We start from the raw sequence: 22,142 nt of genomic DNA on the forward strand, positions 1-22,142 counted from the left end.
CGCCGAACAAAGCCCCTGCGCGCATTCGGACGCTGAACCGGCCTTGCAGTCAACCACACCGGGGTTTCGAAAGCCCGGGACCTCCAAGCTGCACCGTGAAACTGACGCATACTTCCAAAACTTTTTATTCGTGGATTCTAATAAAATCCATTGTCAAAATTCGCGGATTGCCGTTAGGTGACTCTCAAGCGCCCAAGAGAGCGCAGGGGGAGTGAAACGATGCTGAAGCAAACCATGATGTCCGCCGTTGCCTTTTCGGCCCTGATGGCCGGGACGGCTTACGCCCAACAAGCCGCGCCGCAGGACGACGCCCAGGTCTCCACGATCGAAGAAGTCGTGGTCACCGCCCAGCGCCGCTCCGAAGTCCTGCAAGACGTGCCCGTGACGGTGACCGCCTTCACCGCCACGCAGATCGAGCAGAAGCGCATCCAGTCGATCGGCGACGTCGTCGCCCTGACGCCGGGCCTGTCGTTCGACGCCTTCCCGCAGGCCCGTCCGCGGCCGTTCATTCGCGGCATCGGCTCGACCGACACCAGCGCCTCGGGCGACCCCAGCGTCGTGACCTTCATCGACGACGTCTATCTGGGCCGCCCCGCGGCCGTGGCCTTCGACGTCTTCGACGTGGAGCGCATCGAGGTCCTGAAGGGCCCGCAGGGCACGCTGTTTGGCCGCAACGCCGTTGGCGGCGCGATCAACATCATCACCAAGAAGCCCAAGCTCGATGATTTCTCGGCCGCCCTGGAAGTGGGCGTTGGCAATTATGATCGCCGCGACGCCTCGGCCGTGGTCAACCTGCCCCTGATCGACGGCAAGGCGGCCCTGCGCGGCAGCGCCAGCATGCACCGTCACGACGGCTACGCCCAGGATCCGACCGACGGCACGCAGCTGGACAACCAGAACACCCGCTCGGGCCGCCTGCAATTCCTGCTGGAGCCCAACGAGAAGTTCAACACCAACTTCACGATCGACGGCACGCGCGACCGCGCCAACGGGCCGGCGATCTATGTCTTCGCCCTGGATCCGACCACCTCGACGGCGGGCGCGGACACCTGGTGGGGCACGCCCAACAGCGACCGCTCGGCCACCAACCCGTCGATCCCCGGCCACCAGAACAACAACACCTGGGGCCTGCGCAACGAGACCAATCTCGACGTCGGCTTTGGCAATGTGAGCTTCATCGCCTCCAAGCGCTGGCTCAAGAACAGCTTCTACTACGACTTCGACGGCACCACGCCCAACCCGGCGACTCAGCAACGCACCACGGTCGAGGGCGGCACCGACGAGAAGTCCGTCTTCTCCAGCCAGGAACTGCGGCTGATGTCGCCGTCGTCCAGCGCCACGACCTGGGTGGTGGGCCTCTTCCACTTCAAGCAGGACGTCAAGACCCACGGCACCCAGCTGATCTATCGCACCGCGACCGGCGCGCCCCCCGCCTCCCTGCCCTACGAACTGACCTATCGGAACTCCGACCTGGACAGCTTCGCGGTGTTCGGCGACGTGACCCAGCCGATCGGCGACAAGATCCGCGTGTTCGGCGGCGTGCGCTGGACCCGTGACGACAAGGATTACGCGATCAACAACATCGGGACGGTCTTCAACCTGCGGACCCCCGGCGATGCGATCTGCGACGTTCCGGCCGGCCGCTGCGGCAGCCTTCCCGGGACCCAGGCCGGCGAGCTGATCAACACCACCACCTCGAAGACCTTCAAGGCTTGGACCTATCGCGCCGGCGTCGACTACAAGCTGGGCGAAGACACCCTGCTGTTCGCCGACGTCTCGCGCGGCTTCAAGAGCGGCGGCTTCCAGGGCTCGCCGGTGACCAATGTCGCCGCGCGCATTCCCTTCAACCCGGAATACGCCACCCAGTACGAATTGGGTCAGAAGACCACCTTCCTGCGCGGCCGCCTGGTGTGGAACAACACCGTCTACATCACCAAATATTCCGACCTGCAGGTTCGCCAGACGGTCGGGATCAACACCGTCACGCTCAACGCCGCCAACGCCACCATCAAGGGCTGGGAAACCCAGCTGGTCGCCAGCCCGTTCCGGGGCGCGCGCCTGGACGTCTCCTACGCTTACACCGACGCCGGCTTCGACACCTATTTCGACTCCACCGGCGCGGACATGTCGGGCAACCGCCTGTCGCGGGTGCCCAAGAACAAGCTGATCATCGGCCCGTCCTACACCTTCGACGTCGGCCAGTTCCAAGTCTCGGCCTCGGGCGAGTACCGCTACGAAAGCCTGATCTACGACGACAACAGCAACAACAACCGCGAGATCCGCACGCCGACCGAGTTCGTCGACGCCCGGGTCGAGCTGCAGCCGCGCGGTCGCGAATGGTCGCTGTCCCTGTGGGGCAAGAACCTGACCAACGAAGTGACCCGCAGCTTCCAGACGACGCTGCTGGGCGGCACCTTCGGCGCCCTGGCCGCGCCCCGCACCTATGGCCTGACGGTGCGCGCCAACTTCTAAAGCCCACCTCGGGGCGTCTGACGTCGGACACCTCTCTCGACTGCCCGGAACAGCGATGTTCCGGGCATTTTTTTACGCCGGCCTGGCGCGGCCGAACCGCGAACTTCGAGGCCCCGGCCTAGGGCGCGAACGGGAACGGCGACAGGGACTTGCTCGATTCCTCGACCAGCAAGGTGCGATTGATCGGCGCCGCGGCCCGCTGCGGACAGGCCGGCCGCTCGCAGATCCTGCACGAGGGGCCGATCTCGACGGCCACGGGCGCGGCCATGTCCAGCCCCCGCGCATAGACCATCTTGCTGGCGTATTTGAGCTCGCAGCCCAGGCCGATGACCAGCTCGTCCTCCAGGCCCGCCTGCAAGCCCGACACGCGCCTCACGGTCCGCGACAGGGTGAAGTAGCGCTCGCCGTCCGGGGTTTCGATGACCTGGGTCACCACCCGCCCCGGGGTCTTGAAGCTGTCGTGCACGTTCCAGCGCGGACAGGTCCCGCCGAACCGAGAAAACGGGAAGGCCCCGGCCGCGAAGCGCTTGGAGATGTTGCCCGCCGCGTCCAGCCGCACCATGAAGAAGGGCACGCCGCGCGCGCCCGATCGGCCCAGGGTGGTCAGGCGCTGGGCGGCCTGCTCGTAGCTGACGCCAAAGCGCGAGCGCACCCGCTCGATGTCATAGCCGCTGGTTTCGAGCGCCGCGTGAAAGAGCTCGTAGGGCATCATCACGGCCGCGGCCAGGTAGTTGCCCAGGAACACCTTGAGCAGCTGGCGCGTGGCGCGGTCGGGGGCGTTGAAGCGGTCGGTCAGGGTGGTGAGGACCTCGCCGAACTCCAGCAGCCCCAACTGATAGGCCATGGCGAAAAGCCGGCTGGCCGGCGCCAGGGTCTCGGAAATCATCAGTCGCTTGCGGTGATGGTCATAGCGGCGCAGCGAGGCGGTCATCACCTCGACCGGCATGATCCGCACCTGCACCCCGTAGGTGGTCAGCAGACGCTCGCGCAAGGCCGGGCCCAGGTCCTGGGGGTCGGCCTTCAGGGCCGCGACGATGGTCTCGGCGCAGGTCTCCAGCTCGGCGAAATAGTTGCGCTGGGCGCCGACCAGGTCGCGCACCCAGTCGGTGGGCTGAGCCGATCCCCCCTGGGCGCCGGAGGTCCCGTCGGCGCGCTCGAACGCCCCCAGGTCGATCAGCCGGCCGCGATCCAGATAGGCCCTGTAAAGGCGCACGATCGCCTCGGCCATGGCCGGCGAGGTCTCGGCCACCTCGACGGCTTCATGACGCCCCAGGCCCAGGTCGGCGAACATCTTGTCGGCCAGGACTTCTTCCAGCCCCGCTCCGCCGCCCGGATCGTCGGCCGACAGGCTGCGCAGGTCCAGGTCGTAGGCGTCGGCCAGGCGCAGCAGCATCTGGGCCGTGACCGGACGCTGGTTGCGTTCGAGCAGGTTCAGATAGCTTGCGGATATCCCCAGCTGCTCGGCCATCTGGCTCTGATTGACCGACAGGTCGCGCCGCAGGCGCTTGAGCCGGCCGCCGAGAAAGAGCTTTTTGTCTGAGATCCCCATCCGGTCAAGCTGTCACAGATTTACAGAAATTACAAAGTCCGTCTGTGACAATTCAGCTTCAATAGGTTCGCCTCCCGCCGCCGAGCAGCGCTAGGTCATTCCCACGAATTTCCGGTCCGCGCCCCGCGACCGCCGCCTCGGCGGTCCCCGGGGGACGGACAGCTTTTGGGGACCGCCCACATGACGCGCAAGACCTACGCCGAACATCGCCAAGCCCTGCTGGCCCGCTATCCGCAAGGCGTGACGCCGGGCGGCGTCGGCATCGACGACATCATCCAGCTGAAGCTGCAGAACACCTACTCGACCCACCTGGACATCGCCCGCGACATGGCCGGCGTCATGCGCGGCGACATGGCGGCCTACGACACCGACAGCAGCAAGTTCACCCAGTCGCTGGGCTGCTGGTCGGGCTTCCACGCCCAGCAGATGATCAAGTCGGTCAAGCGCCTGCGCGGCACGACCAAGGGCGCCTATGTCTATCTGTCGGGCTGGATGGTCGCGGGTCTCCGCAACCGCTTCGGCCACCTGCCGGACCAGTCGATGCACGAGAAGACCTCGGTCGTCGACCTGATCGAAGAGATCTACGTCTCGCTGCGCCAGGCCGATGAAGTCGCCATCAACGACCTCTTCAAGGTGCTGACGACCGCCCGCGAGGCCGGCGACAAGGCGGCCGAAGCCGCCGCGATCACCGCCATCGACAACTTCGAGACCCACGTCGTGCCGATCATCGCCGACATCGACGCCGGCTTTGGCAACGAGAACGCGACCTACATCCTGGCCAAGGAAATGATCAAGGCCGGCGCCTGCTGCCTGCAGATCGAGAACCAGGTCTCGGACGCCAAGCAGTGCGGCCACCAGGACGGCAAGGTCACCGTGCCGCGCGAAGACTTCATCGAGAAGCTGCGCGCCTGCCGCCTGGCCTTCGAGGAGTTGGGCGTCGACGAGGGCGTCATCGTCGCCCGCACCGACAGCCTGGGCGCGGGCCTGACCCAGAAGGTCCCGGTCAGCCAGGAGCCGGGCGACCTGGCTTCGGACTATATCAAGTGGCTGAAGACCGAAGCCATCACCGACAGCAACCCGATCCTGCCGGGCGAGCTGGCGCTCTACGAGGACGGCCAGTTCGTCAAGCCGGTGCGCATGCCCAACGGCCTGTTCGCCTTCCAGGACGGCACCGGCCGGGCCCGCGTCATCGAGGACTGCATCGCCTCGCTGACTCAGGGCGGCGCCGACCTGCTGTGGATCGAGACCGACACCCCCAATGTCGATGAGATCGCCTCGATGGTCAGCGAGATCCGCAAGGTCGTGCCCAACGCCAAGCTGACCTACAACAACTCGCCGTCGTTCAACTGGACCCTGAACCTGCGCAAGCAGGTGCGCGACCAATGGATCGCCGAGGGCAAGATCCACAAGGACAGCTACCCGGACGGCGCGGCCCTGATGTCGGCCGAATACGACGCCAGCGACCTGGGCCAGGAAACCGACGCCCGCCTGGCCGCCTTCCAGGCCGACATCGCGGCCCGGGCCGGGGTGTTCCACAACCTGATCACCCTGCCGACCTTCCACCTGACGGCCAAGAGCATGGACGAGCTGTCGCGCGGCTACTTCGGTCCCGACCGGATGAAGGCCTACGTCAACACCGTCCAGCGCGAGGAAATCCGTCGCGGCGTCTCGGCCGTCAAGCACCAGCACGAGGTCGGCTCCGATCTGGGCGACAGCTTCAAGATCATGGTCGCCGGCGAACGCGCCCTGACGGCCGGCGGCCACGCCAACACCATGAACCAATTCGCCGCCGAATAGCGGCGAGCGCCCTTCCCCATCCACCCGATCGAGGATTCCATCATGACCGCCACGCAATTTGCTCCCGCCGCCATGCCGAACTCCACCGACCAGCAACGGGCGGTCGATCGGGTGGCCGAGGCCGCCCACCGCCTGAACGAGGCGGTGCAGCGGGCCATCGCGGCCGGCTATTCCGTCGAGCTGGTGCGCACCTCGCGCCATCACGACGGGGCCGGTAACTGGGGCGACCAGATCGTCCCCACCGTTCGTCCCAACGGCGCCGGCAAGAGCGCCTGATCCACAACTCACCTCGTCGACACGCTTCCTCCCGGCCTGGCGCCGGGAGACCCCTTGAGCCCGCAGGATCTCCCATGCCCCTCGACATCGCCGCCAACGTCCAGATCACCGGCCCTATCGAGGGCCGCGCGGTGGAGATCCTCACGCCCGAGGCCGTGGCCTTCGTGGCCGACCTGCACCGCCGGTTCGACGCGCGCCGACGTGAGTTGCTGGCCGCCCGCGTCGCGCGCCAGGCCCGCTTCGACGCCGGCGAGCTGCCCGACTTCCTGCCCGAAACGGCGGGCGTTCGGTCCAGCGCCTGGAGCGTTGCTCCCATTCCCGCCGATTTGCAGGACCGCCGCGTCGAGATCACCGGCCCGGTCGACCGCAAGATGATCATCAACGCCCTCAACTGCGGGGCCAAGGTGTTCATGGCCGACTTCGAGGACGCCACCTCGCCGACCTGGTCCAACCTGATCGAAGGCCAGGTCAATCTGAAGGACCGCTGGAACGGCGACCTGACGCACGTCGACGCCAAGTCGGGCAAATCCTATGCCCTAGGCGCCGATCCGGCGGTCCTGAAGATCCGCCCCCGCGGCTGGCATCTGCCCGAACGCAACATGGAGGTCGACGGTCAGGTCGTCAGCGGCGCGCTGTTCGACTTCGGCCTCTATGTCTTTCACAACGCCAAGGCCGCGCTGGCCCAGGGCTCGGGGCCCTATTTCTACCTGCCCAAGCTGGAGAGCCACCTGGAGGCCCGCCTCTGGAACGAGGTGTTCGTCCGCGCCCAGGAGGCCCTGGGCCTGCCGGTCGGCACGATCAAGGCCACGGTGCTGATCGAGACCATTCCGGCCGCCTTCGAGATGGAAGAGATCATCTTCGAGCTTCGCGACCATATGGCCGGCCTCAACTGCGGTCGCTGGGACTACATCTTCTCGTTCATCAAGCGCCTGGGCCGCCGGGCCGAATTCCTCACCCCGGACCGCTCGGCCATGGTCATGGGCAAGGCGTTCCTCGGCGCCTATTCGCTGAAGCTGATCCAGACCTGCCACCGCCGCGGCGCCTTCGCCATGGGCGGCATGGCCGCGCAGATCCCGATCAAGGGCGACGAGGCCGCCAACCAGGCCGCCTTCGCCAAGGTCCGGGCCGACAAGGAACGCGAAGCGGGCGCCGGTCACGACGGCACCTGGGTCGCCCACCCCGACCTGGTGACGGTGGCCCTGGAGGTCTTCGACCGCCTGATGCCCACGCCCAACCAGCTGGACAAGACGCTGGCTGATCTGGTCATCACCCAGCCGCAGATGCTGGAGCTGCACGACGGGGTGCGCACCGAGGCCGGGGTTCGCGAGAACATCCGCGTCGGCATCCGCTACACCCAGGCCTGGATCGAAGGCCGCGGCGCGGTGCCGCTCTATAATCTGATGGAGGACGCCGCCACCGCCGAGATCTGCCGCACCCAGCTTTGGCAATGGATCCGCCTGGGCGCCGAGCTGGACGACGGCCGCGTGCTGACCTCGGAGCTGTTCGTCAGCTTGTTCACCCAGGAACTGATCGACCTGCGCCACCAGTTCCCCTCCCCCCGTCTCGAGGACGCGGCGCAGCTGTTCTCGCAAATGGTCCTCTCCGACACCCTGGAGGAGTTCCTCACCCTGCCGGCCTACGAGCTCCTGGCTTGAGGCCTGGCGTCGGCGGTCCGTCGCCCTCGACACGACGGGCCGCCGACAATCCACGGGACCTGCGACTCGGCTAGACTGGGCCGATGCTCGTCCAGCTCGCCGCGGCCATCATCGCCTGCTCCGCTCCCAAGGTTCATGACGGGGACACGCTTCGCTGCGGGTCCCAGAGCGTGCGGCTGTTCGGCGTCGACGCGCCCGAGGTCCGGCGCGGTAAAACCCCCGCCGAACCCTTCGCCTACGAGGCGCGCGACACCCTGATCCAACTGACGCGCGGGCGGGTCGGCTGCCGCGTCGTCGATCGCGACCGCTACGGCCGGTTCGTCGGCCGCTGCTGGTCCGACGCCAGCCCCGACCTCAACGCCGCCTTGATCCGCTCGGGCTATGCGACCGAATGGCGTCGCTACAGCAAGGGCGCCTATGGGCCTGCCGAGGCCGAGGCGCGCCGCCTGCGCGTTGGTCAATGGCGTTAGACGGGCGGCGCTGAAGGACCCGCGTCCAGGCCGCGCGGAGCCTGCGCCTTATCGCCCCTTGAGCACCGTCATCGTCGTGCGGGCGTTGGCGGCCTTGGCCCTGGCGGCCTTGAGAAAGGGCATGAGCGCGGCGGCCTCGACAGCGGCCAGGCGCACGCAGGTCCAGCCGCGCGTGCCCGCGCCGCCCGGCTGGGGGCTGAAGGCGTGGTCGGCGCGCGCGATCGCCTGGGCCTGCTCGTCCGGAGTCAGCTTGAGGACGGCCCAACCAGGCTGCGGCGAGCCCAAGGTGGCGAAGGTTCGCCCGCCGATCGAATAGCTCATCGAGCCCAGCTTGTTCTCGAAGCGGACCCCCGCCAGGCCCGCCGCCAGTTGCTGAAACTCTTCGGACGTCATGATCCCTCCACTGGCCCTGCGCGCTTCTACCGCCAGGCCGGCGGCTGTCCAGCCTGCCGCACGCGGCAGGGCGTCGGGTTTAGCCGCGCGCGCCTAGTCTGACGGCATGTCCGCGCCTTGGGCGCGCGAGCGCAGCAGCTTGACGAAGGCCTGGGCGGCCGGCCGCAGGGGACGGCCCCTGACCGTGGCGACGCCGATCTGGCGCGTCAGGGTCATGTCGGCCACCTCCAGCAGGACCAGACCGGTCATGTCCAGCTGCGGAATGATGATCCGGGCCATGAAGGTCACGCCCAGGTCGGCGCGGACCATGGCCGCCAGGGTCAGGACGCTGCGGGTGACGAAGACCGGACGATTGGTGACCCCCGCCCGGCCAAAGCCCTGTTCGACCGTGGCCCAGGCCGTCGACTGACTGGGAAAGCTCAGCATCGGATAGGCCGCGACATCCGCCATCGTCACGCGCGGCAAGGCGCAAAGGGGATGAGCGTCGGGGACCATCAGCAGGAAGGTGTCGTCGACCAGTTTCTGGAAGCTGTAGTCACGTTCGCCCGGGTCGAACGGAATGACCGCGAAATCGACCTCGCCCGACTGCAGGCGGTCCAGGGCGCGACCGAAGAAGTCGTCGAGCATCACCACCTCCACCCCCGGCCAGGCGTGGCGATAGGCGGCGATGACCGGCGGCATGAGGCTGGCCGCCACCGTCGAGGTCGCTCCGATCACGATCCGGCCCCGGCGCAATTGCGCCTCGTCCTGGGATTCCTGAACGATCGCCCGCATCTCCGCCACGGTGCGCTCGGCGCGCACGCGCACCCGCTCGCCCTCCTCGGTGATCGTCACCCGCCGCGTGGTGCGGTGGAAGAGCTTGACCCCCAACAGGGCCTCCACCCTCTGGATGCGCGCCGTCACCGACGATTGCGAGCAGCCCAGGGCGGCCGCGGCGGCCCGGAAGCTGGCCAGGTCGGCCAAGGCGAGGATGGCCTCGAGGTCGGCCGTCTCCAGATTGATCCGTTTCACTGAACAATCGATCCCGATTTCCACGATTGTCGATCAACAACGCCCGCCTAGGATCGTCAATAACAAGCAGGGAGGCCTAGATGCCGACAATCGAGGGCGATCGTCCGGCCCGCGCCGGCGGCCTGGCCCAAGGCCGGGTCCGGTTGGTGTTGCTGCGCGGCGGCACCAGCAAGGGACTCTACTTCCTTGAGGACGACCTGCCCTCCCCCGGACCGGCCCGCGACAAGCTGCTGGCCCGCCTGATGGGCTCGCCCGACGCCCTGCAGATCGACGGCCTGGGCGGCTCGCGGCCCATCACCTCCAAGATCGCCATCGTGCGCCGCTCCGAGCGCCCGGACGCCGACGTCGACTACACCTTCGCTCAGGTCGGGGTCGAACGCGGCGGGGTCGGCTACGAGGGCAATTGCGGCAACATCTCCTCGGGCGTGGGGCCGTTCGCCGTCGACGAGGGTCTGGTCGCCCCGGTGGAGGGCCACACCCAGGTCCGCATCTACAACACCAACACCGACAAGATCCTGGTGGCTCAAGTCCCGGTCCAGGACGGCAAGGCCGTGGTCGAGGGCGACTACGCCATCGACGGCGTCCCAGGCACGGGCGCCGAGGTGCTGATGAACTGGGTCGGCACGATCGGCGCCAAGACCGGCCGGCTGCTGCCGACCGGCAATCCCAGCGACACGATCATGCTGGAGGACGGCCGCCGGATCGAAGCCACCCTCTGCGACGCCGCCAATCCCTGTGTCTGGGTCAAGGCGGCCGACTTTGGTCTGGACGGGACGGAGACGCTCGAGACGATCAACGGCGATCCGGCCCTGATGGCCGCCGAGCAGGAGGTCCGGGCCAAGGCCGCGGTGCTGTTCGGCTTCGCCCACGACTGGAAGAAGGTCCCGCGCCAATCGGGCCTGCCGATGGTCGGCTTCGTCTCGCCGCCCACCCCGTACACCTCGATCAATCGCGCCGAGATCGACCAGGCCGCGATGGATGTCCGCATCCACCTGGTCTTCATGGGCTCATTGCACGAATCCACGCCAGGCACCGGTTCGGTCTGCCTGGCCGCCGCCTCCCGCATCCCCGGCTCGGTCGTCCACGCCCTGACCCGAGATTCCCAGGCCGACGTCCTGCGGATCGGCCACCCTTCGGGCGTGACGCCCGCCCGGGTGAAATCCAAGGCCACGAGCCAGGCGCCGTTCGTCGCCTTCGAGGATCTCGGTTTCAGCCGCACCGCCCGCCGGCTGATGGACGGGTTCGCCTATGTCCCCGCCGACCTTCTGAACTGATCGCGCGACTCGCGCCGCCTCCAGACCTGGAACCCACCATGGCTCAAGCTCAGACCCTGCCGATCGACCCGGCGCCCGCCGTGGCGTCCGTCACCCGCCGGCTTATCGACCGCATTCAGGCCCTGACCTTCGAACAGCTGCCCGACACGGCCGTCACCGTGGCCAAGCAATGCCTGCTCGACTGGATCGCCGTCTCGCTCGCCGGCCGCAAGGAACCCCTGGTCACGATCCTGGTCGAGGAACTGGCGGGGCAGGACGGAACGGGCGGCTCCACTCTTGTCGGCCTGGGGCGCAAGACCTCGATCGACCAGGCCGTGCTGATCAACGGCTCCATGGGCCACGCGCTGGATTTCGACGACGTGATCATTCCCATGGGCCACCCCAGCGTGCCCGTCGCCCCCGTGGTGATCGCCCTGGCCGAGCGCAACGGGGCCAGCGGCGCGGAGGTCCTGGAGGCCTTCATCGCCGGCGTCGAGGCCGAGTGCCGGATCTGCGCCCTGATGGGTCCGTCGCACTACGCCAAGGGCTGGCACGGCACGGCCACCTTCGGGACCTTCGGCGCGGCCGTCGCGGCTTGTCGATTGCTCAGCGTCTCAGACCCTGTGGCGATCGCCAACGCCCTTGGCGTCGCCGCCACCCAGGCCGCCGGCCTGAAGGCCTCGATCGGCACCATGTGCAAGCCGCTGAACGCCGGCAAGGCCGCCCAGAACGGCCTTCTGGCCGCGCGACTGGCCGCCCGGGGCTTCACCGGCGACACCGACACCTTCGCCTCCAAGCAGGGGTTCGCCGACACCCAGTCCACCACGGTCGACATCGACCGGGGGCTGGCCGAACGCCCCGCGCCGTGGATGATCGAGGCGCTCTTCAAGTACCACGCCGCCTGCTACCTGACCCACGAGTCGATCGAGGCGGCCAGCCAGCTGCGCGCCGAGGAGGCCATCACCGCCGACGACATCGCCTCGGTCCTGGTCGAGGTCCCCAACGGCTATCTGGGCAGCTGCAACATCCAGGAGCCGGCCACCGGCCTGGAATGCAAGTTCTCCCTGCGCATGACCACGGCGCTGAGCCTGGCGGGCGAAGACACCTTCCAGGACAGCCTGTTCAGCGACGAGACCGCTCGCCGCGCCGATCTCATCGCCCTGCGCGACAAGGTCACGGTCGAGGGCCTGCGGGTCCCGCGCGGCAGCACCGTCAAGGTCACGCTCAACGACGGGCGCACGCTGGAGCGAAGCGGCGACGTCTCCCAGCCCTCGCGCGATCTGGCCGCCCAGCAGGCCAAGGTCGAACGCAAGTTCCGCCACCTCGCCCAAGGCGTCCTGACCTCCGGCCAGGCCGACGAGGTGGTGGCCATCGTCCGCGATCTGGAACGCCAGCCCAATCTGAACCGGCTGATGGCGCTGATCGGTTGAGCCGCTAGGCCGCCGGTGCGGCGGCCTCGTCCTCTGGCCAGGGCGCCGCGGCGTTGAGCTCGGCTTCCAGCCGGGCGACGCTGGCAATCACCAGATCGAACTCGGGAACCGCGCCGAAGATCATCCCGCTCATTGCCCCATAGTCGGCTCGCAGCGCGTCGACCATGCCGTCGTGGGGTGTCATGGCGAAGCTGCCGGGCCTGGCGCTCGCCTGATCGGCGTCGGGCCGATAGAAAAACAATCGCGCGTGGGTCATGCAGTCGACGCCCAGCGCCATGTCGGCCTGGGCGCTGGCGCTGACGCCCGCCTCCATCAGCCGGTGAATGTCGTAATAGTGGCGCGAGACCTTCTGACCGTCGCCGCGAAGCTTGCCGGTGGCGTCGTAGCTGCGGCGCAGGCCGTGCAGGATCACCACCTTGTCCCAGAACGTGCGCTCGGCCTCCACGGTCGTGACGTTGGGGACCGACAGATCGACGGCGGGGGCGTCGGCGTCGGCATAGGGGACGATGACCCGCGCCGCGTGCGGATCGAGGGCTGACTTGGCTCCGCTCTCGATCTTGACGACCTTTCGGACATAAGGGTCCTCAGGCGTGACCGCGGGATAGCGCAGCAGAAGGCTCTGGCCGTCCCTGTCGTCGGGATCCACCTCGATGGCGAATGCGTCTTCCCCCAGGGCGTTGCGCGCGGCGCATGCGTTCGCCAGGTCGATGAGCTGGTCGCGAAATTCGGTCTGGATATAGTCCGCGCACACCCGCTTCAGACCGTCGAGCCACTTGCCCCGCGCGGTCTTGGTCATCCGCTTCAGTTCGTCGATCGACGTCGTCGACTGCAGATCTGCCCGGAACACGGTCACATCGATGTCTTCGGAAAAGCGGCTGATCAGGCCAAAGCCCTTGGATAGCGAGGTGCCGCCCTTGAACAGCAGGCGGTGATCGCCGGGCAGGCCGTTGAAGAGGGCGTCCAGCGTCCAGCAGACCCAGAAGTCCTTTTCGATGTTCGAGGGCGTGGAGCCCAGGCGCTGTGCCGTGGTGTTGAACAGGCCCAGGCGCGTCTCGGCGTCGGCGGCGATCACTTGGTCGAAGGCGAGGTTCATCATGGCGCGGGCTGCGCCGACAGCTCATCGATGATGTGGGGGCGAACCAGGTCCTGCATCCAGCTGGGCAGGGCGGCGAAACCCTCGGCCAGATCCTTGCGCAGCGCCGGACCCGTCTTCGGATCGGTCAACAGGGCGGCCACCCGGCGCGCATGGTCCTGGCCGACATCGTCCTGCCCAAACCCGTCACGCAGCCAATGCAACGCCTGGACCAGACGCATGGCCGGCCGGCCGGCCCAATAGAGTTTGCTGGCCGCCGTCGGCCGGAAGGTGATGGCCATCTGGCCAAGCTTGATGGATCGCAGTCGCGCGTCGGCATGGACCACGATCTTGGCCGGCACGGCGTTTGTGAAGCCCAGGTCATTGGCCGCCGTCATGCCGTCGATCAGCAGCCGGATATGATCGCGCCGCGCCACCGCGTCGATCACGGCGGCCGGGTCGGGCGGGCTGAGCTGTTGGGTGAGGCTGTTGAGCTTGGGTTTGTCGTAGAGGCCCCGATCGATCCGGCGCAGCACGCCCTGGGCCAGCCTTCGCTGCAGCGCCTTGTCCACGGCGTCGCGGCCGCCCAGGTCGGTGAAGTCCGACGGCGTCCAGACCTGGCGGCCCGCCGCCTTGGCGATACGGGCGTCCATGATCGAGGTCAGCTGAGATCGAGTGGTGGTCATGTCCGAAATATGTATACAAGTTTCGGACATTAGCAAGGCCAAGAACGTCCGAAGTTTGTATACAAGTTTCGGACGCTACAGCGCGACGGGGGTCAGACGATAGTCCCCCTCGATCCACCCTTCGACCCGCACCAGGGTCTCCAGCCGCCGCCCGTCCGGCGCGCGCCGAATGAAGGCCACGAGATCGATGGCCTGGCCGATGGCCCGATAGGGCACGGTCGGCACGACCTCGCCGATCAGGTCCTCCAGCCGGCTGAGCGCCTCGCGCGCGCTGTTGGCGTGCAGGGTCGCCAGCCCGCCCGGATGGCCGGTGTTCCAGGCCTTCAGCATGTCCAGGGCGCTGCCGTCGCGAACCTCCCCGATGATGATGCGGTCCGGCCGCAGGCGCAGGGCGGCCTTGACCAGGTCGGCCATGGTCACCGCCGGCTCGGTTCGTTTGGTCAGCAGGGCGATCTGATCCTGGGCTGAACACTGCAGCTCGGGCGTGTCCTCGGCGATCAGGACGCGGTCCTCGGCGAAGGCCGGTTCGGCCAGCACGGCGTTGGCCAGGGTGGTCTTGCCGCTGCCGGTGCCCCCGGCGATCAGAATGTTGTCGCGCCGCTCGGCCGCCGAGCGCAACGCCGCGGCCTGCTGCGCCGTCATGATCTGCGATTTCACATAGTCATCGAGGGTGAAGATCACCTCCGGCCGCTTGCGGATCGAAAACGCCGGCGCGCGCGTCACCGGCATGAACACGCCCTGGAAGCGCTCGCCCGATCTGGGCAGGGTGGCGCTGACCAGCGGCTGGTCGCGAGTCACCACCTCGCCGACATGATCGGCCACGAGGCGTAGGATCCGCTCGGCGTCGGCCGGCGCCATGCGCTCCCCGCTGAAGGCGCGCCCCTGCCCGATCCGTTCGATCCAGATCGCGCCGTCCGGATTGACCATCACCTCCACGACCGAAGAGTCGGCCAGGGCGGCGGCCAGGACCGGGCCCATGGCCTGACGAAGGGCGCTGTGCTTGCGATCGAGGGCTTCCTGCGATGCGGCGCTCACCTAATCCTCCTCGTTGTAGATCAGGTCGACGATGCTGAGGCCGTCGGCGCAGGCCAGGGTCATGGCCACGTCCGCCGGCTGCAGGGGCGGCGCATAGGCTTCGACCGCGGTCACCCCCAGCCAGTCGATCGGCGGCGGCCCCGGCGTGTCCAGGGTCTCGGGCGTCTGGACGAACCGCGCGCGCTCACCGTGGAAGAAATCCCGGGTGTGAGCCGAGAACAGCGGCTCCTCGAAATAGCGGATCTTCTCGGCCAGGAAAGGCTTGGCGTTGTTGACGAACAGGAACTGCTTGTCCCCCGGCAGGGCGCGCACATCCTGTTCGGCCAGGATGTAGCGTTCGACCTCGGCCTGGTTGCGGCTGCGGTGGCCCGTGCCGAACATCAGCCGCGGATCGCTGAAGCTCTCTCGGATCTCAAGCGATCGGCCGGCCCGCTTGACGATCCGCTCGATGCTGCCGGGCTCGGACGTCGCGAAGGCGGCGGTCACATGGCAGTTGTCGAAGATCGAGGTGTGGACGCCGTAGTGCTTGAAGACGTCGTTGAAGCTCTGGCAGATCAGATGCGCGGAGACGCCATAGCCGGCCATTTCGCCCAGGGCGTTCTCCAGGAAGGGCAGCGCCCCCAGTTTCGGAAACTCGTCGAGCATCTTCAGCAGCCGGTGACGCTTCTTGCGGCCGCGGCTGTCGGCGTCGATGGTCTCCATCAGGCTGTTGAGGCTCTGGCGCAGCATGACGCGCACCAGGAAGGCCAGACGGTCGGCGTGGGCCTGAGGGGTGATCAGGTAGAAGCTCACCGGGTGTTGGGCGCACACCAGGTCACCGATGCAGAAGTCCGACCAGGACGTGGCGTTGGCCACCAGGGGATCGGCCCACAGGGCCAGCGACTTCTGGGCCGTGGCCAGGACGCTGGAGCGAACCCGGGGCTCCATGCTGCGAAACGCGGTCGCGCCGAGCCAGACCTCCGGATGGACCTCGGCGATCGGCTCGCCGTCGTCGTCCCGCGCCAGGCCGTCAGCGGCCCTGGCGTCCGGCCGCCAGCGATGCTTGGTCCCCAGCATGGCGTCCAGGGTCGGCTCGATGTCGATCAGCAGGCGCCGCACATAGGTCAGGTTCTTCAGGTCGTCGGGCGCGGTGTAGAGGGCGTGCAGGATGACGCCGGTGAAGAAGTTGGCCGCGCTCTGGTCGAAGAAGTCGAGATTGCCCTGCTTGAGGCCGATCGGGTCGACCAGGATGCCGACGATGTTCTGGATGTCGGCGATCTCCATCGGGCCCTTGCGAACCTCGAACAGCGGGTTCCACCGCGCGGTGTTGTGGTCGGTGGGCGCGAAATAGAAGGTGTGGGAGAACCGTCGGCGGTGATCGGCGCTGATGTGCCAAAGCTCCCCCTTTCGGTCGTAGACGAACAGGCTCTCGGGCCAGGACAGCACGGTGGGCACCACGTGACCGGCGCCCTTCCCCGATCGCGAGGCGCCCACGATGATGCAGTGCTCGACGCCGGTGAAGGTCAGCAATCGCCCCTTGAGCCGCCCGAGCACCCGGCCCGCCAGGCGCTCGCCGTGCAGCAGGCCGGCGGCCCTGGCCTCGGGCGATCGTCCCCAGGCCGCCGTTCCGAACGGCTTTGGCCGCGCGACGAACCGCCGGGTCAGGGCCGCGATCAGCACGAGCGGCAGGACAAAGACGCCAAGGCCCGCCAGGGCGGCCTGATCGAAGGCCTGCGGATAGAGCCGCGCCCAGCGCCCGTACCAACCCAGAAACGACCAGGGCGGATAGATCCGCACGCCGCCCACCTGGGACCAGCCCTCGCCGAAGGGCGGCGGATAACCAAAAAGCTGCCCGGCGGCTTGGGTCGCGGCCCAAAGTCCCAGGATCATCAGCACCAGACTCAAAGGGACGAGCCAGCGGGCCTTGGCGATCATGCGCGCGCTCCGATGATCGGGCACCTGAGACCAGGTCCGGGCGGGCGACAATTCCGGAGTTTTACCGGGGCATTTCTCCGGCGCCGCAGGTCCCGCGGCCGATCGCCAGTGGAACGGCTTCCTGGACACCGCCGAGGTCTGGCAAGCGCGCTCCTCGCGCCGGCTGTCGACCTACATGACCCGCTAGGCCACGCGACCCATCAGCGGTCGGGTCCGAGGCCCGGCAACTGGCCTTTCACCAGCGCCATCACCTTGCTCAGCGCCGCCTGCTGGGCGGCGGGCGCGTGCGCCCTGACCGTGTCGACCACACGCCGGTCGACCTCGCGCACCGCCTGGCCGACGCCCAGGTCCATCCGGGACGGAGCGGTCAGGGTCGCCTCGCCAAGCTCGCGGGCCACCAGAAGCTTCACCCGCGTGCTGGCGACGTTCTCGATGCGCTTGTCGGCCCGCTTGATCTTGCGCTCCAGAGTGCGCGCGGCCCGGCGCGCGGCGTCCGCCGCCTGCCTTGCGGGATCCAGGCGCGCGGCGACATAGGCCTGGCCCGCCTCGCTGCGCAGCCAGTCGCGGCGCACCCGAAGGTCCATGGCGGCCCGACGCTCCTGGGCGCGCGCCCGGTCCAGCGCGTTCAGCTCGACGTGGGCGGCCCAGATCATCCGGGCGGGATTTCGGATCCATCGCAGGAGGGTGGAGCGACGCGCCCTGCCCTGCTCGATCCTGCGCTCGGTCCAGTCCAGGCGCCGGGCCGCCTCGGCGCGCCGGCCGACCGCCTCGCCCAGGACCTCTCCGGTGATCGACCTGCGCGTGGGGACCTCGGGCGGGGTCAGTCGCGCCAGGTCTCGCGCCCACCCGTCGCGTTCGCGCGCCATCGTCTGGTGGATGGCCTCGAACTCGCGGATCACCGCGTCGATCGGGTAGGCCTGGCGCGGCCGGCCTTCGGCCAGTCGGTCCTCGAGCGCCCGGACCTGGGCGGGCGCCTCGCGCCGCTGACGGTTGCGCTCGCGGATCCGGCGATTGATGTCGCCACGATCGGACGCCTCGCCCCGCCGCTCCATGCCCGACGCCGACGGACCCAGATGGATGGAAGGCTCGCGGCTCTGACCTTGGTCGGCCAGGCTGCGGCTGCTGACCTGCGGCGCGTCCGGTCCCAGGTGCTGGCGCAGGTGCTGGTTCTGCACCAGCTCCCACTCCAGGCGCAGCGCCTTGACCGCGTCGGGACTGTCCCAGTCGCGCGCCTTGAAGCCGAAGCCTTCTGGTCCGACCCGCCGGGTGGTGACCATGATGTGGGCGTGATGGTTTCGAGCGTCGCCGTGGCGGTCGGGATAGTGCACGCCATAGTCGGCGATCATCCCTCGCGCGACAAGGCTCTCGGCGATGAAAGCGCGCACCAGGGCGTGGCGCTGATCGTCCGACAGCTCGTGGGGCAAGGAGATCAGAAGCTCCCGCGCGACCCTGGAGTCCGAGCGCTTGTCGGCCGCCTCCGCCGCGTTCCAGAGCCGCTCGCGATCCAGCAACGCCGCGGGCGCGTCCTGCGGCGCCATGATCCCGGTGAACGCCACCCCGCCCTTGGCCGAATAGTCGAACACCATCTCCAGGCGCTCGTCGCGCAGGACGGTGGCCGAGCGATAGGCGGACGCGGCGACGGTCGAGCGACCCTCGCTGCGTTTGAACGGCTGAACCTCGAGCCGGTACTGCGCCACCGCGTCCCTTCCTCGTCCATCCAATCGATCCGGCCGCCAGGCCGGCGATGCGCCGCACGGCGAAAGGGATCGCTAAGGGGCTTGCCCCTTGGCTCGACGCCCCCCGGTAACGCCCGGGATGAGGGCGTCGAGGGGTGTCGGGCCCTCCCGACCGCAGGCGTTGCGCAGCAATGCATAACTGCGCCCTTGTCACCTTAAGTCGCTAAGGGGTAACCTCATCCCGTCCCCTTTTCAAGCCGCAGCCTTGACCCAACCATGGATGCACCCGCCAAGCCCGCCAGGCCCCCTCGCCGAAAATCGGAATCCGAAGCGGCCAGAACCCGCCGGCTTCAGAACCTCGCCGTGCGCCTGGCCGACCGCGAGCATCGGGCCAAGACCGCCCTGGCCGCGCTCAACGGATCGCTGCCCAGGGCGCGCGGCCACGTCACGCGCCTGTCGGACATCGAGGACGAAGACCGTCGCCTCGCGGTCTGGCGCGCGCGGGTCGAGCGGCTGGAGGCCCTGCTCGACCAGACCGAGCGCAAGCGCGAGACCCGGGCCAAGATCGTGCTGGGCGCGACCTTGCTGGCCGAGGCGCAAGGCGACCCCGACGATCCCCTGATGGCCCGGATGCTGGAGATTCTCGATCGGCGGATCGACCGGCCCCGCGACCGTCACGCCATCGCCGAAATGCTCGGCCTGCGGCTTTCACCGATCAAGGCCGACGGCTCGCCCGCCCTGCCCGACTTCGACGCCATGACCCAGGCGGCGATATCGAAGCAGGGGCCGCCTCTATCCGGCGAGCCCTCCGACGCGCCCTCTGAGCCGCGGCGCAAAAAGGGGGGACGAGCCCCCCTCACCTAGTGGACCGCGCCCTGCCGGAAATCGACGGCGAGCATGTCGATGGCGATGTGGTCGAAACAGAACACCGCCTTCATCTGCGGATCGGCGAGCGCCTCGCGATGCCATTGCAAAGCCTGGCGACGATCGTTGCTCCATCGACGGACATAGCCCCCGCCCAGGCGGTCCACCTGCAGGCTGTATCGCGGCTCGCCCGAGGCGATGTGCGCCGCGCGCAGCTCGTCGTTGATCCGATCGTGCGTATGGTCGGGACCGATGGTCATGGCGAGATCTCCTTGCCGACGCTCCCAGCGAGCGCCTTGATCTCGAGGTTCATGTCGGGCCCCGGCCAGTCACCGCAGGGGTCGCGCAGCGGGCCCGGAGGGGAACCCGCGCAGCGGGTTGACGGGCTGGGTGACATGGAACGATGGGAAGAGGCGCCCCCAGGCTCAGTAGCCGAGGCCCCGGCGTCGCAAGGCGGCGCCGGTGAGCGCCTTCAGGCGCGAACCCGCGAGGCGGGCCCGGCGGTTGGACGCGAGCCGATGGCGGCGCGGCGCAAGGCGCCGCATCGCCCTGAGGCGCGCGCGCGCCGTCGTCGCCGGTAGGGCCGCCTCGCGCCGCCCGGCCAGCGAGGCCGCCCGGTCCATGCGCCGGTCGGCGAAAAGGGGGGCTGCGCCCCCCGAGGTCAGTCGCCGACATAGCCCTCCATCCGCAGGGCCAGCCACTGGTCGTAGTAGGGATGATCCACCAGTCGCCCCTGAGCGTTGAGGGCGTCGCACCAGGCGATCACGGCGTCGCGTTCTTCGTCCGGAAGCCTGGCCCAGGCTTCGTCGCGAGCCGCCCGCGCGGCCTCCTCGGCCTCGAACTCGACGCGCCCTTCCGCCCATGCCAGTTCATCCAGGTGATCCCAGTAGGCGTGGACATGATCGTCGGCCGCTTCGCCCAGGCGCGTCGGCGCGGCCGGCTCCGCCTTCCGAAACAGGCCCATCACCGTGTTGATCAGATCAAACATCGCCAGATCCTCCGTTTCGCCGCTCCCGGTGAGCGGCGTTGACCCGGCGGGACACGGCGGGGTCCCCTCCTGTCACCGCAGCGCTCGCCCGCGAGCGTGAAGGGGAACGGCGCAGCCGTTGACTGGTGGGGCGCCGTGACACGATGGGACGACGTCGCCGCCAGGCTCAGTCGCCAGCGCTCCGCCGCCCCTGGTCGGCGGCGAGCTCCGCGAGAGCGAGCCAGCGCTGGCGGCCCCCTCAAGGCGTCAGGGCCGCTCCTGCACGATCGCCCCGTCGGGCAGGACAAACAGCCCCCGCTCGCCGGAGGCCTCGCCCGGCGACGTCGAGGCCGTGCTCGCCACCGGCGGATCCCTCGGCACGAAGATCCCGCCGCCGGCCCGCGTCAGCGCATCGACCGGCGGCGCTGGGCCGCGCGCCCGGACCCGCGCATAGAAGCTGTGGTCGCCGATCACCGCGCTGGGCGCGGCGCCGCCGAAGTGGACGAGGCCCGGAGAGACCGTGCCGGCCGCCACCCGGTCGGCGACGATCCTGGGGTTCTGGAAGTAGAGGGCCCCGCCGGTGAGATCGGGCAGGCGCCCGTCGAGCGCGAGATTGAGGATGGTGTCGACCCGGGCGCGGTCGGCCGGCCGCCCTGGCGGCAAGGCTCGCCAGTCGCCGCCAGCGCGCGTGACCGGTTCGAACTGGCGGCGGGCGTTGACCACCTGGTCGACGCTCTCGCCCCAGGCGCCGGAGGCCAGGCGATTGAGGATGGTGTAGACCACCCCCGCCAGGCCGCTGTCGCCCTGCCCGGCCGCCTCGGCCAAGGTGACCCTGGCGATCGCGTCGCGAGCGCCGGGCGCCTCGACAAGGGCGCGCAAGCGGCCAAGGCCGGCGTCGGCGGTCAAGGTCTGCGCCTGGGCCCTGGCCTGCGTCGCGGGGGCGGCCAGGACGACGCTCGCGGCCAGCACGACGGCCATCCTCCCGGCCCACCCTCTCATGACGCCCTGCTGGCCTCTGAGGGCGTCAGCAGCGGCCGGTAGACCGCCAGCACGTCGCCGCGACGCACCGGGCCGTAGTAGCGGCTGTCGAAGCTGTTGGGGATGCGGGTGGAGAGGACGAAGAATTCCCCCTCGCCAAGCCTGCGGCAGCCCGACCAGGCCGGCAGGGGCCGACCTCGTCGATCGGTGCGGGCGATCCGCGCCAGCGGCCGGCCGTTGATCGTCAGGACCTGACGCGCGGCGCAGACCTGGTCGCCCTGCCCGGCCCGAACGGTTTTCAGGATGCTGGTGCGGGCGCGCTCGGGCAGCGCCTGGCCGACATAGGGCCAGGCGGCGGGCGGCGGGCGAAAGGCGATGATCGTCCCGACGCCCGGCGCCGTGGCGGTCCGCAGATAGAGGCCGGTCGGCTCGCTGGGCGTATCGTTGACCAGCACGAGCGGCGCGGGCTGCAGCGCCTGGGCCAGGGCCAGGGGCGCGGGGATCAGAGCCAGCAAGGCGATGCGGAGGCCCCGATGCATGACGCCAGCCTTTCACGAGGCCGGCCGCGACGGCAATTCCCGAGAAATACAGGGTCGACGGGTCCAGGCGGGGCGCCTTGGCCCGGTGGGTGTTCCCCCGCGCCA

20 protein-coding genes are annotated in these 22,142 nt (G+C 68.8%); 8 read left to right on the plus strand and 12 right to left on the minus strand.

What is annotated here, in order from left to right:
- Positions 1–219: 219 nt before the first annotated feature.
- A complete protein-coding gene (locus tag AC07NI_RS25675; RefSeq protein ID WP_494624451.1) occupies positions 220–2,472 on the plus strand; it encodes a TonB-dependent receptor in 2,253 nt (750 codons plus the stop codon).
- A 118-nt stretch (positions 2,473–2,590) separates the two neighbouring features.
- On the opposite strand, the gene AC07NI_RS25680 is transcribed toward AC07NI_RS25675, so the two are convergent.
- Positions 2,591–4,021, minus strand: coding sequence for a helix-turn-helix domain-containing protein (locus AC07NI_RS25680; protein WP_494624453.1), 1,431 nt, complete (start codon positions 4,019–4,021; stop codon positions 2,591–2,593).
- A 180-nt stretch (positions 4,022–4,201) separates the two neighbouring features.
- Between AC07NI_RS25680 and AC07NI_RS25685 the strand changes: the two genes are divergently transcribed.
- The 4 genes from AC07NI_RS25685 to AC07NI_RS25700 all read left to right on the plus strand — a co-directional run bounded on the left by AC07NI_RS25685 (position 4,202) and on the right by AC07NI_RS25700 (position 8,219).
- Positions 4,202–5,818: an isocitrate lyase gene (locus AC07NI_RS25685; RefSeq protein WP_494624455.1), complete on the plus strand. Its 1,617-nt coding sequence runs from the start codon at positions 4,202–4,204 to the stop codon at positions 5,816–5,818.
- Between the two features lie 42 nt (positions 5,819–5,860).
- A complete protein-coding gene (locus AC07NI_RS25690; RefSeq protein ID WP_494624457.1) occupies positions 5,861–6,094 on the plus strand; it encodes a hypothetical protein in 234 nt (77 codons plus the stop codon).
- 74 nt (positions 6,095–6,168) lie between these two features.
- Positions 6,169–7,749 (plus strand): malate synthase A, encoded by a 1,581-nt coding sequence (gene aceB, locus AC07NI_RS25695; RefSeq protein ID WP_494624459.1) that lies wholly within the window; start codon positions 6,169–6,171, stop codon positions 7,747–7,749.
- An 83-nt stretch (positions 7,750–7,832) separates the two neighbouring features.
- Entirely contained in the window at positions 7,833–8,219 is a 387-nt protein-coding gene (locus AC07NI_RS25700) for a thermonuclease family protein (protein WP_494624461.1), read from the plus strand.
- A gap of 48 nt (positions 8,220–8,267) precedes the next feature.
- On the opposite strand, the gene AC07NI_RS25705 is transcribed toward AC07NI_RS25700, so the two are convergent.
- Together AC07NI_RS25705 and AC07NI_RS25710 are read right to left on the minus strand one after the other, a co-directional pair.
- Positions 8,268–8,612 (minus strand): MmcQ/YjbR family DNA-binding protein, encoded by a 345-nt coding sequence (locus AC07NI_RS25705; RefSeq protein WP_494624463.1) that lies wholly within the window; start codon positions 8,610–8,612, stop codon positions 8,268–8,270.
- 93 nt (positions 8,613–8,705) lie between these two features.
- Positions 8,706–9,623, minus strand: a complete 918-nt coding sequence (locus AC07NI_RS25710; RefSeq protein ID WP_494624465.1) for a LysR family transcriptional regulator — start codon at positions 9,621–9,623, stop codon at positions 8,706–8,708.
- A gap of 80 nt (positions 9,624–9,703) precedes the next feature.
- Between AC07NI_RS25710 and AC07NI_RS25715 the strand changes: the two genes are divergently transcribed.
- Together AC07NI_RS25715 and AC07NI_RS25720 are read left to right on the plus strand one after the other, a co-directional pair.
- Positions 9,704–10,897 (plus strand): 2-methylaconitate cis-trans isomerase PrpF family protein, encoded by a 1,194-nt coding sequence (locus AC07NI_RS25715; protein ID WP_494624467.1) that lies wholly within the window; start codon positions 9,704–9,706, stop codon positions 10,895–10,897.
- A gap of 38 nt (positions 10,898–10,935) precedes the next feature.
- Positions 10,936–12,306 (plus strand): MmgE/PrpD family protein, encoded by a 1,371-nt coding sequence (locus AC07NI_RS25720; RefSeq protein WP_494624469.1) that lies wholly within the window; start codon positions 10,936–10,938, stop codon positions 12,304–12,306.
- A gap of 4 nt (positions 12,307–12,310) precedes the next feature.
- Here the strand turns inward: AC07NI_RS25720 and AC07NI_RS25725 are convergent, their stop codons facing one another.
- The 5 genes from AC07NI_RS25725 to mobQ all read right to left on the minus strand — a co-directional run bounded on the left by AC07NI_RS25725 (position 12,311) and on the right by mobQ (position 18,710).
- Positions 12,311–13,402, minus strand: coding sequence for a nucleotidyl transferase AbiEii/AbiGii toxin family protein (locus AC07NI_RS25725; RefSeq protein WP_494624471.1), 1,092 nt, complete (start codon positions 13,400–13,402; stop codon positions 12,311–12,313).
- Positions 13,399–14,064 (minus strand): DUF6088 family protein, encoded by a 666-nt coding sequence (locus AC07NI_RS25730; protein WP_494624473.1) that lies wholly within the window; start codon positions 14,062–14,064, stop codon positions 13,399–13,401. The genes AC07NI_RS25725 and AC07NI_RS25730 overlap by 4 nt, the downstream gene beginning before the upstream one ends.
- 75 nt (positions 14,065–14,139) lie before the next feature.
- A complete protein-coding gene (gene trbB / locus AC07NI_RS25735) occupies positions 14,140–15,099 on the minus strand; it encodes a P-type conjugative transfer ATPase TrbB (protein WP_494624475.1) in 960 nt (319 codons plus the stop codon).
- Complete coding sequence (locus tag AC07NI_RS25740) at positions 15,100–17,013, minus strand: type IV secretory system conjugative DNA transfer family protein (protein WP_494624477.1); 1,914 nt, start codon at positions 17,011–17,013, stop codon at positions 15,100–15,102.
- A 200-nt stretch (positions 17,014–17,213) separates the two neighbouring features.
- Complete coding sequence (mobQ, locus tag AC07NI_RS25745; protein ID WP_494624479.1) at positions 17,214–18,710, minus strand: MobQ family relaxase; 1,497 nt, start codon at positions 18,708–18,710, stop codon at positions 17,214–17,216.
- A 342-nt stretch (positions 18,711–19,052) separates the two neighbouring features.
- On the opposite strand from mobQ, the gene AC07NI_RS25750 reads away from it, so the two are divergent.
- A complete protein-coding gene (locus AC07NI_RS25750) occupies positions 19,053–19,553 on the plus strand; it encodes a hypothetical protein (protein ID WP_494624480.1) in 501 nt (166 codons plus the stop codon).
- On the opposite strand, the gene AC07NI_RS25755 is transcribed toward AC07NI_RS25750, so the two are convergent.
- The 4 genes from AC07NI_RS25755 to AC07NI_RS25770 form a co-directional block, all read right to left on the minus strand.
- A complete protein-coding gene (locus tag AC07NI_RS25755) occupies positions 19,550–19,813 on the minus strand; it encodes a hypothetical protein (protein ID WP_494624482.1) in 264 nt (87 codons plus the stop codon). The two genes, AC07NI_RS25750 and AC07NI_RS25755, sit on opposite strands and share 4 nt — an antisense overlap.
- A 401-nt stretch (positions 19,814–20,214) precedes the next feature.
- A complete protein-coding gene (locus AC07NI_RS25760) occupies positions 20,215–20,541 on the minus strand; it encodes a hypothetical protein (RefSeq protein WP_494624484.1) in 327 nt (108 codons plus the stop codon).
- A gap of 246 nt (positions 20,542–20,787) precedes the next feature.
- Positions 20,788–21,498: a cell wall hydrolase gene (locus AC07NI_RS25765; RefSeq protein WP_494624486.1), complete on the minus strand. Its 711-nt coding sequence runs from the start codon at positions 21,496–21,498 to the stop codon at positions 20,788–20,790.
- Between the two features lie 17 nt (positions 21,499–21,515).
- On the minus strand, positions 21,516–22,037 hold the full coding sequence (locus AC07NI_RS25770) for a S26 family signal peptidase (RefSeq protein WP_494624488.1): 522 nt from the start codon (positions 22,035–22,037) through the stop codon (positions 21,516–21,518).
- Positions 22,038–22,142: the final 105 nt, after the last annotated feature.

This window comes from Caulobacter sp. GW821-FHT10E02 (assembly GCF_059415225.1).